We start from the raw sequence: 16508 nt of genomic DNA, 5'->3' as shown, positions 1-16508 counted from the left end.
GCACGGACACCACCATGACCACCACCGCCGCCGCCCCCGCGACAGGCGAGCGGACAGCACGGAAGAACGACCCCGGAGCGGCGCCGCGCAGACGCCGCTCCGGGCGGCTGCGCCGCATCGGGCTGCCGTACCTGCTGCTGCTCCCCGCTCTCCTCCTCGAACTGCTGGTCCACCTGGTACCGATGATCATCGGGATCGTCGTCAGCTTCCGGGAGCTCACGCAGTTCTACATCCGCGACTGGACCACCTCACCGTGGGCCGGCTTCGACAACTACTCCGTCTCGGTCGACTTCGACGCGCCCGTGGGCGAGGCGCTGCTCCACTCGTTCCTCGTCACCTGCCTCTTCACCGTGCTGTCGGTGGGCCTGTGCTGGCTGCTCGGCACCGCCGCCGCCGTCTTCATGCAGGAGACCTTCCGCGGCCGGGGCTTCCTGCGCACGCTCTTCCTCGTGCCGTACGCGCTCCCCGTCTACGCCGCCGTCATCACCTGGGCGTTCATGTTCCAGCGCGACAACGGCATCATCAACCACGTCATCCACGACCAACTGGGACTCACGGACAGCCCGCCGTTCTGGCTGCTGGGCGACAACAGCTTCATCACCCTGCTCGTCGTATCGGTGTGGAAGGGCTGGCCGTTCGCCTTCCTCATCATGATGGCCGGACTCCAGAACATCCCCCGGGACATCTACGAGGCCGCGGCGCTCGACGGCGCCGGGGTGTGGCAGCAGATCCGCCGCATCACCCTGCCGTCCCTGCGCCCCGTCAACCAGGTCCTCGTCCTGGTCCTGTTCCTGTGGACGTTCAACGACTTCAACACGCCGTTCGTCCTCTTCGGCAAGTCGGCACCCGCGGCGGCGGACCTGATCTCCATCCACATCTACCAGTCCTCCTTCCAGACCTGGAACTTCGGCACCGGCTCCGCGATGTCCGTCCTGCTGCTGCTGTTCCTGCTCGTCGTGACGGGCCTCTACCTCCTGTTCACGTCCCGAGGAAAGAAGGCCAGCGATGGCTAGCCCCGCCCACCGGCCGTCCCGCTCGCCGATGGCACCGCCGCAGTCCTTCCTGTGGAGCCGGCGGATCTTCCTGACGCTGCTGACCGTCTTCGTCCTGCTGCCGGTCTTCGTCATGGTCACCAGCTCGCTCAAGCCGCTGGAGGACGTGACCGGGAAGTTCCAGTGGATCCCTTCCGGCCTGACGATCCGCCCCTACTTCGACATCTGGGACACCGTCCCGCTCGCCCACTACTTCATGAACTCGCTCGTCGTGGCCGGATCGGCGACCGTCTGCTCCGTGGTGATCGCGGTGTTCGCCGCCTACGCCGTCAGCCGCTACAACTTCCGCGGCAAGCGCGTGTTCACCGTCACCGTGCTGTCCACACAGATGTTCCCCGGCATCCTCTTCCTGCTGCCGCTGTTCCTCATCTACGTCAACATCGGCAACGCCACCGGCATCGCGCTGTTCGGCTCCCGCGGCGGCCTCATCCTCACCTACCTCACCTTCTCCCTCCCCTTCTCCATCTGGATGCTGATCGGGTACTTCGACTCGGTACCGCGTGACCTGGACGAGGCGGCGAAGGTGGACGGCTGCGGACCGCTCGGCGCGCTGTTCCGGGTCATCGTGCCCGCCGCGATCCCGGGCATCGTCGCCGTCGCCGTCTATGCCTTCATGACCGCCTGGGGCGAGGTCCTCTTCGCCTCCGTCATGACCAACGACGCCACCCGCACCCTGGCCGTCGGCCTGCAGGGCTACTCCACGCAGAACGACGTGTACTGGAACCAGATCATGGCGGCCTCCCTGGTGGTGAGCCTGCCCGTCGTCGCGGGATTCCTGCTGCTCCAGCGCTACCTCGTCACCGGCCTCACCGCCGGCGCCGTCAAGTAGCCCCGCGGCGGGCGCCCAGCCTTCCCCCACCCGCTGAACAGACCTGTGAGGTACCCAGTGTCCGAACCGATAGACCTCGCCGCCTTCCCCCGGGACTTCGTCTGGGGCACCGCGACTGCCGCGTACCAGATCGAGGGGGCCGTGGGCGAGGACGGCCGTTCCCCCTCCATCTGGGACACGTTCTCGCACACCCCCGGCAAGACCGAGAACGGCGACCACGGCGACGAGGCCTGCGACCACTACCACCGGTGGCCCGAGGACATCGCGCTGATGAAACGCCTGGGTACCGGGGCCTACCGCATGTCGACCGCCTGGCCCCGCGTCCTGCCCGCCGGCGACGGCCCCGTCAACGCCCCGGGCCTCGACTTCTACGACCGGCTGGTGGACGGCCTCCTGGAAGCCGGCATCACCCCGAACATCACCCTCTACCACTGGGACCTCCCCCAGACACTCCAGGACCGGGGCGGTTGGACGGTCCGCGACACCGCCGAGCACCTCGCCGCGTACGCCTCCGTGGTGGCCACCCGCCTCGGCGACCGCGTCCATCGCTGGGCCACCCTCAACGAACCGCTGTGCTCCGGCTGGATCGGCCACCTGGAGGGCCGGATGGCCCCCGGCCTCACCGATCTGACCGCGGCCGTCCGCGCCTCGTACCACCTGCTGCTCGGACACGGCCTCGCCACCCAGGCCGTCCGGGCCGCCGTCCCAGGCGCCCAGATCGGGCTGGTCACCAACCACTCCACCGTCGACGCCGCGTCCTCCCGTCCCGAGGACATCGCGGCGGCCACCCGCATGGACGGCCACACCAACCGCTGGTGGCTCGACCCGGTCTACGGCCGGGGTTTCCCCGCCGACATGCGCGAGCTGTACGGGGTCGAACTGCCCGAACGCGACGGCGACCTGGACACCATCGCCACCCCGCTGGACTGGCACGGCCTGAACTACTACTTCCCGGTCACCGTCGCCGACGACCCGAACGGCCCGGTCCCGCACGCCCGGGAGGTCGGCGTGGCCGGTGTGGAGCGCACCGGCATGGACTGGCAGATCGACGCGGGCGGCCTGGAGGCGCTGCTGATGCGCCTCACCGACGACTACGGCGTACGCCGCCTGTACGTCACCGAGAACGGCTCGGCCTTCCCCGACACCGTCGGCCCCGACGGCACCGTGGACGACCCCGAGCGCACCCGCTACCTGGAACAGCACTTGGCGGCCTGCGCCCGAGCCGTCCGCAAGGGGGCACCTCTGGAGGGCTACTACGCCTGGTCACTGCTGGACAACTTCGAATGGGCCTACGGCTACGACAAGCGCTTCGGCCTGGTCCACGTCGACTACCCGACGCAGAAGCGCACCGTGAAGACCAGCGGCCACCGGTACGCGGACATCATCCGCGCCCACCGCGAACTGCACGCCTGACATCCGCGCGCACGGCGGGCCGGAAGGGGGAACCCTCCGGCCCGCCGCGCCGCGTTCACCCCGCGGTGATGCGTAGGATCCCGGTCACGGTGCCCTGGAGATATGCCCCGTCCCGGGTGATCGTCCCCGCCATCTGCAAGGTGTCGTACAGCGACCCCACCCCGACCCGGGCGGAGCGGACGATCTGCCCGCTGTCCGGGTCGATCTGCGCGTAGCGGAACGGGTCGAGCAGGCTGGTGCCCTTGGTCCCGGGGATGAGCGGGTCGCGCACCACGGTGTGGAGCAGCCCGTCGGCCGTCGACAGCTTCGGCACGGCGGCCGAACGCACGGTGGTGTCCCACACGAGCGAGCACCCCGTGCCGTCCTCCCGCACGTCCACCCGGGTCAGTCCGCCGGCGAAGGCGGCTGAGGACGGCACGCTGTCGCCCGCGCCCTCGGGGACCGCCGGGTACGGGTAGCCGTAGGTGCCCGCCACGAAGACGCTGCGGCCGGCACCCACCGGGGAGTTCTCGCTGCCCGGTCCGTTCGCCGCCCGGAGCACCGGGACCGAGCAGACGTCCGAGCCGTCCCGGGTGCGGTACACCTTCAGGTTCACCGTGGTGTCGGCGTTGTCGACGACGGTGACGTACTCCGTGCCCGTCCCCGGCCCGAAGAACGTCGGGGTCGATCCGCTGCCCCAGCTCAGCAGTCCGGGCTTGCGGGCGGAGCCGCGGTCGTACGCCTTGCGCCAGACGATCCGCGGGCCGCCGTCGTCCGCGGTGAGCAGGTACGTCGCGTGGGTGGTCGTGACGGCGGTGCCCTCGGGGGCGGTGGAGATGCTGTTGGCGACGCGTTCGCCCGCGGGCAGGGCCAGTGCCCGGACGGTGCCGGTGGTGTCGTCCGCGGTGCCGACGATCCCCCCGCCGGTCGCGAACCAGACCCGACCGTCCCAGTCCGGCGAGAGACCGGTCACCGCGTCGCCCTCGGGTATCGCGGAGGCGAGGGAGAGCCGCCGGTCGACCGACAGCCGCCAGTCGCCCCGGTCGTCGCGCCGGTGCCCGACCCGCAGCAGGCTGCGGCTGCCGTCCGCGACGACCAGCCGGTCCTCGTGGTCGATGTAGGCGTAGACACCACCCAGCAGCGAGCCCTTGGTGAGCTTCAGCGAGGTCAGGGAGGAGCCGTCGGCCGGATCGAGCAGGTGCACGGTGGGTACCTGGCCGAGGATCGGGGTGCACAGGGCCACCGGATACCCGTCGGCCCCCACCAGGACCGTGGGGCACGCCGAGGCGAGGGCCGTACGCGTGGAGGCGAGGGTGCCGGCCCCCGGGCCCGCCAGCGGCGTCGTGTCGGAGGACGCCGTGTCCCCGTGCATGGTGGCGGTACCGGCGGGGCCCGCGTAGGGGTGGTGCGGGGCTGCCGGGCCGAACGCGGCGGGCGGGGCCGCCGAGGCGGAGCCTGCGCACCCGAGGACGAGGGCGGCGAGGAGTGCGCCGACGGGTTTCCACCGCGGGGTCCGGCGACGGCCGGGGGAGAGGGACACGGGAGGTTCCTTTCGGGAACGGTGCGGAGTGAGGGGCGTGGGCGGTGCGCGCGGGGGGAGCGCCCGGTGAGCGGCGCCGGATCACGGCTGACCGCACGTCAGGGCAGGAGAGGCCACGGGCGGCGAGGTGGCCGGAAGCGTGAGCCGGTGTCCGGGACGGCGAGCGGTGGCTGCCGCGGACGGCAGGAGCGGCCCAGGGACGGCCGAAGGACGTGGTTCCCTCCGCGACGGAGAGGCGAAGAGGTCAGCCCACGCGGAGACAGAGGGCGCCGGCGGTACGCACGAGATCGACGTGGCGTCGTCGCGTGAGGTCCTGGCGACACTTCATGCGGCGATCCAAGCAGCACGCCCGACACCCGGTCAAGAGCGTCACCGGCGTCGCCGCCAAGGCTGACGGGCCGCCAGACGCAGGGGCGGGCGCCGTGATCGTCCACGCCCCGCGGGGTAGGGCTTACCTCGCACGTGACGGCGGACGACTTGACGGCAGGGAGCGCACCGGTGCTGCTGGCGAAGGAGAGGGCCCGCGCGAGGAGGAGCAGGAGACGGCACACGGCGAAGGGGGCGGTGGGTGCCCTGGACGCCAGGCTGCCGCTCGCCGAGGCGGGGCGGGCACTGCTGCGCAAGGCCTTCCCCGACCACTGGTCGTTCCTGCTCGGCGAACTGGCGCTCTACAGCTTCCTCGTCCTCCTGCTGACGGGCGTCCACCTGACGATGTTCTTCGAACCCTCGATGAACGAAGTGGTCTACGACGGTTCGCACGGTCCGCTGCGCGGCCTGCGGATGTCCGAGGCCTACGCCTCCACCCTGCGCATCAGCTTCGACGTACGGGGTGGACTGCTGGTCCGTCAGATCCACCACTGGAGTGCACTGGTCTTCGTCGCCTCGATCGGCGCGCACCTGTTGAGGGTCTTCCTCACCGGCGCGTTCCGCAGGCCGCGCGAGCTCAACTGGGCCGTGGGCGTCACGATGTTCCTCCTCGCCCTGCTGGAGGGCTTCGCCGGCTACTCGCTCCCCGACGATCTGCTGTCCGGCACCGGTCTGCGCACCGCCCAGGGCATCATGCTGTCGGTGCCCGTCGTCGGCAGCTACCTGAGCTTCTTCGTCTTCGGCGGCGAGTTCCCCGCGGACGACATCGTCTCCCGCCTCTACCCCGTACACATCCTGCTCGTCCCGGGACTGCTGCTGGGCCTCATCAGCCTGCACCTCCTGCTCGTCGTGCACCTGAAACACACCCAGTGGGCGGCCCCGGGCAGGACCGGGCGCAACGTCGTGGGCAAGCCCTTCCACCCCCAGTACACGGCGAAGTCGGGCGGTCTGTTCTTCCTGGTCTTCGGTGTCCTGACGCTGCTGGCCGCAGTCGCGCAGATCAACCCCGTCTGGGACTACGGCCCCTACCGCCCCGACCAGGTCTCCACCGGGTCCCAGCCCGACTGGTACGTCGGCTTCCTGGAAGGCGCGCTGCGGCTGATGCCGGGGGTGGAGACCCGGCTGTGGGGCCACACCCTGATCTGGAACCCGCTCGTGCCCGGGGTGATCCTGCCGGGCGCCCTCTTCCTCGTGCTGTACGCCTATCCCTTCTTCGAGCGCTGGATCACCCGGGGCTCCGGCGAGCACCACCTGTGCGACCGGCCGCGCGACCGGCCGGTCCGCACCGGCCTGGGTGTCGCCGCGCTGACGGCGTACGCGGTGCTGCTGCTCGCCGGCGGACAGGACGTGCTCGGGTACGTCTTCGACGTGCCCGTCCACGCACTGACCTGGACGTTCCGCGTCGCCTTGTTCGTGCTCCCGGTGGCCGCCTTCCTGGTGACCGGGCGGCTCTGCCTCGCCGCCCAGGCACGGGACAGGGACCTGCTGGAGGAGGGCGAGGAGACCGGCGAGGTACGCCAGTCGGTCGAGGGCGGCTACCACCCCGGTCACCGGCGACTGCCCGCCGGGAAGCGGTACGTGCTGACGGCCAGGGACCTGCCCCGGCCGCTGGAGCCGCGCACCACCGGGCGGGACCCGGCTCCCGCCCGCCTCGCCGACCGGCTCCGGGTCTCCCTGAGCCGCTGGTACTACCGGGACGCGGTGCGGCCCCCGGCGACCGAGAAGCAGCGGCGGGAGACGGCCGAGATCCTGGCCGGGCCCGACCGGCCCGGCTGAACGGGCGCGCGGCTCAGCCCGAGCGGTCCGCGTTCTGGAAGACGAAGCCGTAGACACCGGGGACGAGGACGCCGGCCCCGATCAGGAAGAGCCACAGCCCCTCGACGGTGCCCAGACCGAGCAGAGCGGTACCGGCGGCGGTGAGGACGGGGAAGTAGCTCCGGGCGGGGAAGTACGCGCGCCTGCCGCCCACCTCCCGCACCTGGGCGTCCTTGCGGTCCTCGGGGCGGCGGCCGACGCTCGCGTAGCCCCACCAGAGGAAGCCGGCGATCAGCGCGGACATCAGGAACGACACCAGCAGCGCGGCGATGCCCGCGGGGTCGGTGGAGAACGCGGCGTAGACCGAGCCGGTCACCGCGAAGAAGAGCGCCACGCCCGTGAACAGCCAGGCCTCGCCCCTCATCCGGTCACCTGCCGGGTGGTGTCGGGGTCCGGAGTGGAGTGGTGGCCCGCCGCCCCGCTCGGGTGGGCGGATCCGACCCGTACCTCGGGGTGGTGCAGGTCGAAGGCGGGGGAGTCGCTCCGGATCCGGGGCAGCGCGTGGAAGTTGTGCCGGGGCGGCGGACAACTGGTGGCCCACTCCAGGGAACGGCCCCAGCCCCAGGGGTCGTCGGTCGTCACCCTTACGCCGTGCCGGTGGGTCTTCCAGAGGTTGTACAGGAACGGCAACGTGGACAGGCCCAGCAGGAACGCCCCGACGGAGGAGATCGTGTTGAGGGCGGTGAACCCGTCGGCGGCCAGATAGTCGGCATACCGGCGCGGCATCCCCTGCTCACCGAGCCAGTGCTGGACGAGGAAGGTGAGCTGGAAGCCCACGAACAGGGTCCAGAAGTGCATCTTCCCGAGCCGCTCGTCGAGCATCCGCCCGGTGAACTTGGGCCACCAGAAGTAGAACCCCGCGAACGTGGCGAAGACGATCGTGCCGAAGAGCACGTAGTGCAGATGCGCGACGACGAAGTAGCTGTCCGTCAGATGGAAGTCCAGCGGCGGCGAGGCCACCAGCACCCCCGTCAGTCCGCCGAGCAGGAAGGTGACGAGGAAACCGACGGACCACAGCATCGGCGTCTCGAACGACAGGGAGCCGTGCCACATGGTCCCGATCCAGTTGAAGAACTTCACACCCGTGGGGACGGCGATCAGGAACGACATCAGCGAGAAGAACGGCAGCAGCACCGACCCCGTGGCGAACATGTGGTGAGCCCAGACGGTCGCCGACAGACCCGTGATGGCGATCGTGGCGCCGACCAGCCCGACGTAGCCGAAGACCGGCTTCCGGCTGAACACCGGGATGATCTCGCTGACCACCCCGAAGAACGGCAGGGCCACGATGTACACCTCGGGATGGCCGAAGAACCAGAACAGGTGCTGCCACAACAGCGCCCCGCCGTTGGACGCGTCGAAGATGTGCGCACCGAACTTCCTGTCCGCCTCCAGCGCGAGGAGCGCGGCCGTCAGCACGGGGAAGGCCAGCAGTGCCAGGATGGACGTGAACAGCACGTTCCAGGTGAAGATCGGCATGCGGAACAGGGTCATACCGGGAGCGCGCAGGCAGACGATGGTGGTGATGAAGTTGACCGACCCCAGGATGGTGCTCAGTCCGGAGACCACGAGCCCCATCACCCAGAGGTCGGCGCCGGAACCGGGGGAGTGGAGCGGCCCGTTCAGCGGCGCGTACGCGAACCAGCCGAAGGACGCCGCCCCGTTCGCGGTGAGGAAGCCCGAGACGACCAGCAGACCGCCGAAGAGGTAGGCCCAGTAGGTGAAGGCGTTCAGCCGGGGGAAGGCCACATCGGGGGCGCCGATCTGCAACGGCATGATCGCGTTGGCGAAGCCGGTGAAGGTCGGGGTCGCGAACAGCAGCATCATGATCGTGCCGTGCACGGTGAACAGCTGGTTGTACTGCTCGGGGGAGACGATCTGCATGCCCGGACGGGCCAGTTCGGCACGCATCAGCATCGCCAGCAGGCCGGCGAACAGGAAGAAGGCGAACGACGTGACCAGGTACATGTTGCCGATCACCTTGTGATCGGTCGTCGACAGCAGATCCAGCAGCCTCGACCCCTGAGCGACCCGCCGACGGGTCGCCGCCTCCACTGGTGCGGCTTCCGGCCGCTCGCGCACCGACACCGTTCGCCCTTCCCGGAAATGGGCCCGTCACGGGCCCGGTCGTCCCTGTACGGCCAACCCTCCCATTCCGGGGAACCGTGGCAGGGACCCGGAACGGCGCGCCGTGCGCCCCTCCGCGCACCGGCACGGTTCCCCCGTCCGTCGGCGATCCGCCGCCTGGTGCCCCGGGGCTTCGCAGGCCGGGGGCCGGCCGGTGCCCGGCCGGGCCGCGGGAACGACGCCGGGACCGCGGGTTACCGGCCTTCCTGGCTCACTTCCTTGTTGACGTCGGCGGGCGAGTCGTAGCTCTTGTCCGGCAGGGCGCCCAAGGCGTCGATGACGTCATGGCCCGCGCCGTGCTGCTTCGCCTGGTCCAGGATCTGCTGCTTGTCCGCCGGGTAGCCGACGCCGCCGAGGGCCTTCTGGAGTTCGATGGGGTTCACAGTCATGTGAGTACGGATACCCAGGGTGAGTAAGTTGCCTCACCGCGTGGCGCACCGTCATGCCGATGGCCGCATTCCGCGGGGGCGGGCTCGGCCGGGGCGCCGACGTGCGGTGGGGCCCGATTCTTGGCCCGGCTTTTGCCGGTCATGCGTGTTTCCGCGCCGCGTCACGGGTCAGGCGGCGGTCAGGATGCCCGTGGGACTGCCATGGGGTTTTGTACCTGTATGAAGTCCGACTGCGTATCCGCCGCGGAAGCGGGGTGAGCCGTGGGGCCGGCCGCCGGGGCGCCCGCTCCACCGACGGGGCGAGCTACCGGCAGGTGCCGATCGGTCTCGGCGCCGAGCAACCGACCGACGGTGCGGGGCGCCCGCCCCTACCTGAGAGAGAAAGCGGAGAACTGTGTCGATGAAGGTGTCCGACTACGTACTGCAGCGGCTGCGCGAGTGGGAGGTGGACCACGTCTTCTCCTACGCGGGTGACGGCATCAACGGCCTGCTGGCCGCCTGGGGACGGGCCGAGAACAAGCCGAAGTTCGTCCAGGCCCGGCACGAGGAGATGGCCGCCTTCGAGGCCGTGGGCTACGCCAAGTTCTCCGGCAAGGTCGGGGTCTGCGCGGCGACGTCCGGCCCGGGCGCCATCCACCTGCTCAACGGCCTCTACGACGCGAAGCTGGACCACGTCCCCGTCGTGGCCATCGTCGGGCAGACCAATCGCAGCGCCATGGGCGGCTCCTACCAGCAGGAGGTCGACCTGCTGAGCCTGTACAAGGACGTGGCCTCCGACTTCTGCGAGATGGTCACCGTCCCCGAACAGCTGCCCAACGTCATCGACCGGGCCATCCGCACCGCCTACGGAAGGCGGACGGTGACGGCCGTCATCATCCCCGCGGACGTGCAGGAACTCGACTACTCGCCGCCCACGCACGCCTTCAAGATGGTGCCCTCCAGCCTCGGCCTGTCCCGCTCCGTACCCGTACCGGCGGACGACGAGCTGGACCGGGCCGCCGAGGTGCTGAACGCGGGCGAGAAGGTCGCCGTCCTGATCGGGCAGGGCGCGCGCGGCGCCCGGGCCGAGGTCGAGGCGGTGGCCGACCTGCTGGGCGCCGGCGTCGCCAAGGCACTGCTCGGCAAGGACGTCCTCCCCGACGACCTGCCGTACGTCACCGGATCGATCGGCCTGCTGGGCACCCGCCCCTCCTACGAACTCATGACGGACTGCGACACGCTGCTGGTGGTGGGATCCAACTTCCCCTACGCGCAGTTCCTGCCGGAGTTCGACCAGGCGCGCGCGGTCCAGATCGACATCGACCCGTCCATGCTCGGGCTGCGCTACCCGTTCGAGGTCAACCTGGCCGGCGACGCGCAGGCGACGCTGGCGGCCCTGCTGCCACGGCTGAAGCGGAAGAAGCACGGGGCCTGGCGCAAGAAGATCGAGAAGGACACCGCCCGCTGGTGGGACGTCATGGAACGCCGCGCCGCCGTCGAGGCCGATCCCATCAACCCGGAGCACGTCGTGCACAGCCTCGACTCGCTCCTGCCGGACGACGTCATCCTGTCCGCCGACTCCGGCTCCGCCGCCAACTGGTACGCCCGCCACCTGCGCATCCGCGGCTCGATGCGCGGCTCCCTGTCCGGCACACTCGCCACGATGGGCCCCGGCGTGCCGTACGCCATCGGCGCCAAGTTCGCCCACCCCGGCCGCCCGGCCCTCGCGATCGTCGGGGACGGCGCCATGCAGATGAACGGCATGGCCGAACTGATCACCGCCGCCAAGTACTGGCAGGAGTGGGAGGACCCGCGGCTCATCGTCGCCGTGCTGAACAACCAGGACCTCAACCAGGTCACCTGGGAGATGCGTGCCATGTCGGGCGCCCCGCAGTTCCTGCCGTCCCAGGCCATTCCGGACGTCCCGTACGCCGACTTCGCGCGGTCCGTCGGGCTCGGCGGCGTACGGGTCGAGAAGCCGGACCAGGTGGAAGCGGCATGGCGCCAGGCGCTCGCCGCCGACCGCCCCTTCGTGATCGACTTCCGCACCGACCCGGCCGTCCCGCCCATCCCGCCGCACGCCACCCGGGAGCAGGCCGAAGCGGTGGCGTCCGCCATCGTGAAGGGCGACAGCGACCGCGGAGGCATGGTCAAACAGGGCATCAAGGCGAAGATGCAGGAGTTCCTTCCCGGCCACCGGCACTCCGACAAGGAATCCGGTCCCGAACAGGACCGGTGACCTGTCCGTCCCCCTGGTGGAGGCCGTCCGGCTCGGCGCGTACCTCGCTCGCGGAGGCGGACGCCCCACCCGGTGCGGCGGCATCACCCCATGGCCGCCGGCCGCCGCACCGGGCGGTGACGAGGGGGCGCCACGCCTCTCAGGAGCCCGCGCAGAACTCGTGGTCCCGCGCCCACGGCCCGAACAGATCACTCAACGGGAGACTGACGCACCACCCGGGGGCCTCGGTCCCCGTCTCCGGTTCCGGCTCGTCCGGAACGGGGGCCTCGGACGTCCGTGTGGTCTCCGGGGTCGGGGTCGGGGCGGGGGCGGACGGCCCGCCGTCGTCCGGACCGGCGGAGAGCATCTCGCGGTAGACGCGGGAGGACTCGGGGTTCTCCGCGCACTGCCACACACCGTGCGGACAGTAGTCCGTGATGGTCTGGTACACCGGCTTGTGCCGCTCCATCCACTCCAGCATGCCGCGCATGTACCGCGGGTTGTCGCCGTTGCGGAACAGGCCCCACTCCGGGAACGAGATCGGCTTGCCGTGCTCCGCCGCGAAGTCCACCTGCTTCCGCAGCCCGTACGGCTCGTTCACCTGCTCCTCGAAGGTACGGGCCGGCGGCTGGTCGTAGGAGTCCATGCCGATGATGTCCACGACGTCGTCACCGGGATAGCACTCCGTCCACGGCACGGCGTCCCGGCCGCGGCTCGGGGCGAAGTCGAAGCGGAACTCCTGGCCGGGGACCGAGCGCATCGCGGTGACGATGCGTGTCCAGTACGCCTTCCACGCGGCCGGGTCGGGACCGCAACGGTGGGTGTACGTGGTGCCGTTCATCTCCCAGCCGAGGACGAGCACCGTGTCCGGGACACCCAGCAGGACCAGCCGCTCGGCGAGCTTGCGGAAGTGCGCGTCGAACTCCCCGCCGGCACCCCGCCGGAGCAGGGAGCGCACCTCGTCGTCCGGGACGTGGTCCTCGTTCCGCTCCAGCATCGGCGTGTTGAGGACGAACATCCGGTCTGGCGCGGCCTTGCGCCAGGCCGCCCACGAACCGAGGAAACCGGGGCGGCCCTCGATGTTCTCCCACACGTCTCCCGGCAGGTAGCTGTGCCCCACGCGCAGCTCCGTCCCGCCCAGCCAGCGCGAGAGCTCCGCCATCCGCCGTACGCCCTGGGGCCCGTAGTCCAGATAGGCGCCGACGGCGGTCGGGCCCTGGGCGACCGGTGGCAAGGACGCGTCGGCGCCCTTGCCCGCCGCGGAGTCCGCGCCGTTCCGGTCGGCGACCAGCACGCCACCGACGAGAAGGCCGAGCACAGCCGTCCCGATACCGAAGTTGATGAGACGGCGTTGTGCGGGCACGGCTCCTCCTCGAAACGTGGGCCCCCCGGCCCTGCCGACCCTATGGAGAAAGGCCCGGTGATGTGCTGCACGACGTCCGCCGGGCACGGCATTCGTGGCGTGCGGAGGATCAGACCGGCTCGTTCGGGTGAAAGAGGCCGTAGGACAGCGGGAGCGAACGGACGCGGTGGTCGAAGTTCGAGGCGACCAGCACCGGGTCGCCGGCCGCCCGCACCGGTACCGGGCGGCCGAGCAGTTCGCGGTAGAGGGCCTTCATCTCCAGACGCGCCAGATGCGCGCCCAGACAGTGGTGCGGGCCGCCGCCGCCGTACCCCAGGTGCGGATTCGGGGACCGGGTGATGTCGAAGACGTCGGGGGCGGTGAAGACGGACGCGTCCCGGTTCGCCGAGGCGTAGAGGAGCATCACCTTCTCGCCGGGGACGAAGACGCGGCCACCGAGCTCGTGTGCCTCACGCACCGTCCGGCGGAACTGGATGATCGGCGTCGAATGGCGCACGATCTCGTCCACCGCGCCGTCCGCGTACCGCTCGAAGTCCGACTCCAGCAGGGCTCGCTGCTCCGGATGGACGGTCAGCAGGTGGAGCCCGTGCGCCAGCGCGTTACGGGTGGTCTCCACACCGGCCACGAGCAGCAGCGAGAAGAACGCCCCCAGTTCGCGGGCGGACAGCGACCGCCCGTCGACGTCCGCCCGCACCAGCGCCGAGACCAGGTCCTCGGCCGGGCGTCGGCGCCGCTCTGCTGCCAGCCGGGCCATCACGAGCTGCATCCGGGCCAGCGACCGCAGCCCGCGCCCCGGCACCCGCAGCCGGGCCCGGCCCCGGCGCTGCACCCCGACGTACTCGGACGCGTGGTCGATCTGCGCGGCGATCTCGGGGCGGTACCGGACCGGGACGCCCATCAGGTCGCAGATCACCTCGAACGGCAGACGGGCGGCGGCCGAACGCATGAAATCCTCAGGCCGTCCCGCGACCACCTCGTCCACCAGCCGCCGCGCGGTCCCGGCGATGTTCTCCTCGGCCGCCGTGAGCAGCCGGGGCGTGAAGGCCCGCGAGATGGTCCTGCGCAGACCGGCGTGTTCGGGGCCGTCCATGTGCACCATGGAGTTGCCGAACACCGCCTTCGCCCAGCGCGCCGGTTCGGGCGTGGTGACCCCCGGCGCACTGGCGAAGACGCGCGGCTGCCGGCTCGCCGCCCTCACGTCGGCGTGCCCGACCAGGGCCCGGAACGGTTGGTGCGCGCCCGTGCGCGGGGTGAAGAGCACCGGCTCGCCGTGCTCCCGCAGCCGGGCGAAGCCCGCCAGCCGATCGGCCCTCGGCAACCGCCAGAACGACGGATCGGCCAGGTCGGGCAGACTGGCCGGGCCGGCTCCCCGCACACGGTCGGTGGACACCTGCGGCGGTGCGTTCATGGGCAGCCTCCCGGACGTACGGACCGCCATGCTGGCCCGAAGCGTTCCGCCGGACGGCCGACGTGGCCGCCGTCGGCGCGGAATTCCCACGGTCGCGTGACGCGCACAGGACGAGAACCGTTCGTCCGCCGTCTCGTTGCCCACCTCGAGAGCACGCACCACACACGAGAGTGGACGACAGACAGGAATCTTCATGGACCCGACCACAGCGACGGACGGCACGACCGCCACGGCCGTCCCGCCGGCGGACACCCCCCACAGCCCTGACGCCACCCCGGCGGGCGCCCCCGGAAGGCACCGCCCCGCCCGCCGCGCCGTACTGCGGACCGCCTTCACCGCGGCCGTCGTCGCCGGTACCGGCGGGGTACTGGCTCCGGTCCTCTTCAAGGACCCCGGCACCCCCGGGCGCGGGGAGCGCAGATCCCAGGCCCCCGAACGCTTCTCCGAGAGGTACCGGGGCCGGGACATCCGGGGCGGCGTCTCCGGCCTGGTGCCCGCCGGAGGGCAGGCACGGCCCGGCGAGGCCGCGGCGGCGTCCACCGCGACGGTCGCCGAGGTCACGATCGACGGCCGGCCGCTGCACGTGATGCGGCGCGCCGACGGCAGCTACCTCAGCGAGGTCAACCACTACGAGTCCTTCCCGACGCTCCTCGAAACGGCCCGCGCCGCGGTCGACGAGCTCGGCACCGCACAGCTGTCCGCCACCACCCCCCACACCATCTGAGGCGAAGGACGAGCACGGGTGTACAGCCGCAAGAATCAGCGCAACCTCACACGCACCGAGAAGAAGCGCCTCGTCGGCGCCATCCTGGAACTCAAGCGGTCGGGCCGGTACGACGAGTTCGTCTCGCTGCACCGGCAGTACTACGTCACCGACGCGGAGAGCCGGCCGAGGCCCGCTCACATGACCCCGTCCTTCTTCCCGTGGCACCGCAGATACCTCCTGGAGTTCGAGAAGGCCCTGCAGACCGTCGACTCCGGGGTGACCGTCCCGTACTGGGACTGGACCCAGGACAACACCCCGGCAGCCTCCCTCTGGGCGGAGGACTTCCTCGGCGGCAACGGCCGGGCGGGCGACCGCCAGGTCGTGACCGGGCCGTTCGCGTACGCGGAGGGCAACTGGAGGATCCGCGCGGGCGTCACCGACGACCGCTTCCTGCGGCGCGACTTCGGCCGCCCCTCGGCACCGGTCACCCTGCCCACGAAGGCCGAGGTGGACCGGGCCCTCGGCGACCCCGTCTACGACGCCGCGCCCTGGAACAGCCTCAGCACCACCGGGTTCCGCAACAGGATCGAGGGCTGGGGCATCCGGGGCGTACGGGGCGTCGGCAACCACAACCGGGTCCACCGCTGGATCGGCGGTTCGATGGCCGGTGCCGCGTCGCCCGACGACCCGGTCTTCTGGCTGCACCACGCCTACATCGACCTGCTCTGGACCCGCTGGCAGAAGGCGCACCCCCGAGCCCGCTACCTGCCCGACCGCGCTCCCGCGGCAGGCGACCCGCAACGGGGCCGGATCTTCGCCCTGGACGACCCGATGCCGCCCTGGGACGCGAAGCCCTCGCAGCTGCTGGACCACAGCCGCCTCTACCGGTACGTCTGAACCACCTGGCTCCGGAACGGGACCGGGCCTTCCCGCCCCGCCTGAGCGGGGAGGGAAGGCCCGGGGTGCGTCAGCTGCGGGGCTCAGTAGCCGTAGCCGTAGTCGCCCTCGTCCTCGTGGTCGTCGGAGACGTTCGCGCAGGAGTTGCCGAAGACCGGGTTCAGCAGCGCGATGACGTTGACGGTGTTGCCGCAGACGTTGACCGGGACGTGCACCGGCACCTGGACGGCGTTGCCCGAGAGGACACCGGGGGAGTGGGCGGCGACGGCCTCGGCGCCGGCGTCGGCGGAGGCGAAGCCGGCGCCACCGGCGATCAGCGCGCCGGTACCCGCCATGACAACGGCTGCCTTCGAGATGCGGGACATCAATTCTCCTTGGAAGGAATCGGAACCGGCCACAGAACGTGCCCGGCATGCCCTGACAACGC

Annotated in this window: 14 protein-coding genes; 7 read left to right on the top strand and 7 right to left on the bottom strand. The window is 71.0% G+C overall.

Going from position 1 to position 16508, the window contains the following annotated elements; translation table 11 throughout:
• Positions 1 to 14: 14 nt before the first annotated feature.
• Genes SACTE_RS01510 through SACTE_RS01500 form a run of 3 tightly spaced genes read left to right on the top strand, consistent with a single transcriptional unit; the run spans position 15 to position 3294 of the window.
• Positions 15 to 1013 carry a sugar ABC transporter permease gene (locus SACTE_RS01510; protein ID WP_014044257.1) on the top strand — a complete coding sequence of 333 codons (999 nt, stop codon included), beginning with the start codon at positions 15 to 17 and terminating at the stop codon, positions 1011 to 1013.
• Between the two features lie 28 nt (positions 1014 to 1041).
• Positions 1042 to 1881: a carbohydrate ABC transporter permease gene (locus tag SACTE_RS01505; RefSeq protein ID WP_019992927.1), complete on the top strand. Its 840-nt coding sequence runs from the start codon at positions 1042 to 1044 to the stop codon at positions 1879 to 1881.
• 57 nt (positions 1882 to 1938) lie between these two features.
• Positions 1939 to 3294 (top strand): GH1 family beta-glucosidase, encoded by a 1356-nt coding sequence (locus tag SACTE_RS01500; RefSeq protein ID WP_014044255.1) that lies wholly within the window; start codon positions 1939 to 1941, stop codon positions 3292 to 3294.
• 55 nt (positions 3295 to 3349) lie between these two features.
• On the opposite strand, the gene SACTE_RS01495 is transcribed toward SACTE_RS01500, so the two are convergent.
• On the bottom strand, positions 3350 to 4813 hold the full coding sequence (locus SACTE_RS01495; RefSeq protein WP_014044254.1) for a hypothetical protein: 1464 nt from the start codon (positions 4811 to 4813) through the stop codon (positions 3350 to 3352).
• A 498-nt stretch (positions 4814 to 5311) separates the two neighbouring features.
• Between SACTE_RS01495 and SACTE_RS01490 the strand changes: the two genes are divergently transcribed.
• On the top strand, positions 5312 to 6955 hold the full coding sequence (locus tag SACTE_RS01490) for a ubiquinol-cytochrome c reductase cytochrome b subunit (protein ID WP_014044253.1): 1644 nt from the start codon (positions 5312 to 5314) through the stop codon (positions 6953 to 6955).
• Positions 6956 to 6968: 13 nt separating this feature from the next.
• Here the strand turns inward: SACTE_RS01490 and SACTE_RS01485 are convergent, their stop codons facing one another.
• The 3 genes from SACTE_RS01485 to SACTE_RS01475 form a co-directional block, all read right to left on the bottom strand.
• A complete protein-coding gene (locus tag SACTE_RS01485) occupies positions 6969 to 7358 on the bottom strand; it encodes a cytochrome c oxidase subunit 4 (RefSeq protein ID WP_014044252.1) in 390 nt (129 codons plus the stop codon).
• Positions 7355 to 9049, bottom strand: coding sequence for a cytochrome c oxidase subunit I (ctaD, locus tag SACTE_RS01480; RefSeq protein ID WP_019992929.1), 1695 nt, complete (start codon positions 9047 to 9049; stop codon positions 7355 to 7357). The genes SACTE_RS01485 and ctaD overlap by 4 nt, the downstream gene beginning before the upstream one ends.
• Before the next feature lie 266 nt (positions 9050 to 9315).
• Positions 9316 to 9510 (bottom strand): DUF2795 domain-containing protein, encoded by a 195-nt coding sequence (locus SACTE_RS01475; protein WP_014044250.1) that lies wholly within the window; start codon positions 9508 to 9510, stop codon positions 9316 to 9318.
• Positions 9511 to 9910: 400 nt separating this feature from the next.
• On the opposite strand from SACTE_RS01475, the gene SACTE_RS01470 reads away from it, so the two are divergent.
• Positions 9911 to 11728: a thiamine pyrophosphate-requiring protein gene (locus SACTE_RS01470; protein WP_014044249.1), complete on the top strand. Its 1818-nt coding sequence runs from the start codon at positions 9911 to 9913 to the stop codon at positions 11726 to 11728.
• 139 nt (positions 11729 to 11867) lie between these two features.
• Here the strand turns inward: SACTE_RS01470 and SACTE_RS01465 are convergent, their stop codons facing one another.
• Positions 11868 to 13070, bottom strand: a complete 1203-nt coding sequence (locus tag SACTE_RS01465; RefSeq protein WP_014044248.1) for a glycosyl hydrolase — start codon at positions 13068 to 13070, stop codon at positions 11868 to 11870.
• Between the two features lie 109 nt (positions 13071 to 13179).
• Entirely contained in the window at positions 13180 to 14478 is a 1299-nt protein-coding gene (locus tag SACTE_RS01460; protein WP_014044247.1) for a cytochrome P450, read from the bottom strand.
• Between the two features lie 193 nt (positions 14479 to 14671).
• Between SACTE_RS01460 and SACTE_RS01455 the strand changes: the two genes are divergently transcribed.
• Together SACTE_RS01455 and SACTE_RS01450 are read left to right on the top strand one after the other, a co-directional pair.
• Positions 14672 to 15202: a tyrosinase family oxidase copper chaperone gene (locus SACTE_RS01455; protein ID WP_014044246.1), complete on the top strand. Its 531-nt coding sequence runs from the start codon at positions 14672 to 14674 to the stop codon at positions 15200 to 15202.
• 18 nt (positions 15203 to 15220) lie between these two features.
• On the top strand, positions 15221 to 16081 hold the full coding sequence (locus SACTE_RS01450; protein WP_014044245.1) for a tyrosinase family protein: 861 nt from the start codon (positions 15221 to 15223) through the stop codon (positions 16079 to 16081).
• 83 nt (positions 16082 to 16164) lie between these two features.
• Here SACTE_RS01450 and SACTE_RS01445 read toward each other — a convergent pair whose 3' ends face one another.
• The gene (locus tag SACTE_RS01445) at positions 16165 to 16446 is read right to left on the bottom strand and encodes a chaplin (RefSeq protein WP_014044244.1); all 282 of its coding nucleotides are present in this window, start codon (positions 16444 to 16446) and stop codon (positions 16165 to 16167) included.
• Positions 16447 to 16508 lie beyond the last annotated feature (62 nt).

The organism is Streptomyces sp. SirexAA-E (genome assembly GCF_000177195.2).
Classification (GTDB): domain Bacteria; phylum Actinomycetota; class Actinomycetes; order Streptomycetales; family Streptomycetaceae; genus Streptomyces; species Streptomyces flavovirens.
The sequence above is the reverse complement of the archived record's forward strand: the minus strand, read 5'-3'. Positions and strand labels throughout refer to the sequence as shown.

Excerpts from the sequence above, each read along its gene's own strand:
- SACTE_RS01485 (WP_014044252.1), bottom strand. The coding sequence starts at position 7,358 with ATGAGGGGCGAGGCCTGGCTGTTCACGGGCGTGGCGCTCTTCTTCGCG.
- SACTE_RS01475 (WP_014044250.1), bottom strand. The coding sequence starts at position 9,510 with ATGACTGTGAACCCCATCGAACTCCAGAAGGCCCTCGGCGGCGTCGGC.
- SACTE_RS01455 (WP_014044246.1), top strand. The coding sequence starts at position 14,672 with ATGGACCCGACCACAGCGACGGACGGCACGACCGCCACGGCCGTCCCG.
- SACTE_RS01460 (WP_014044247.1), bottom strand. The coding sequence starts at position 14,478 with ATGAACGCACCGCCGCAGGTGTCCACCGACCGTGTGCGGGGAGCCGGC.
- SACTE_RS01505 (WP_019992927.1), top strand. The coding sequence starts at position 1,042 with ATGGCACCGCCGCAGTCCTTCCTGTGGAGCCGGCGGATCTTCCTGACG.
- SACTE_RS01510 (WP_014044257.1), top strand. The coding sequence starts at position 15 with ATGACCACCACCGCCGCCGCCCCCGCGACAGGCGAGCGGACAGCACGG.
- SACTE_RS01445 (WP_014044244.1), bottom strand. The coding sequence starts at position 16,446 with ATGTCCCGCATCTCGAAGGCAGCCGTTGTCATGGCGGGTACCGGCGCG.
- SACTE_RS01470 (WP_014044249.1), top strand. The coding sequence starts at position 9,911 with ATGAAGGTGTCCGACTACGTACTGCAGCGGCTGCGCGAGTGGGAGGTG.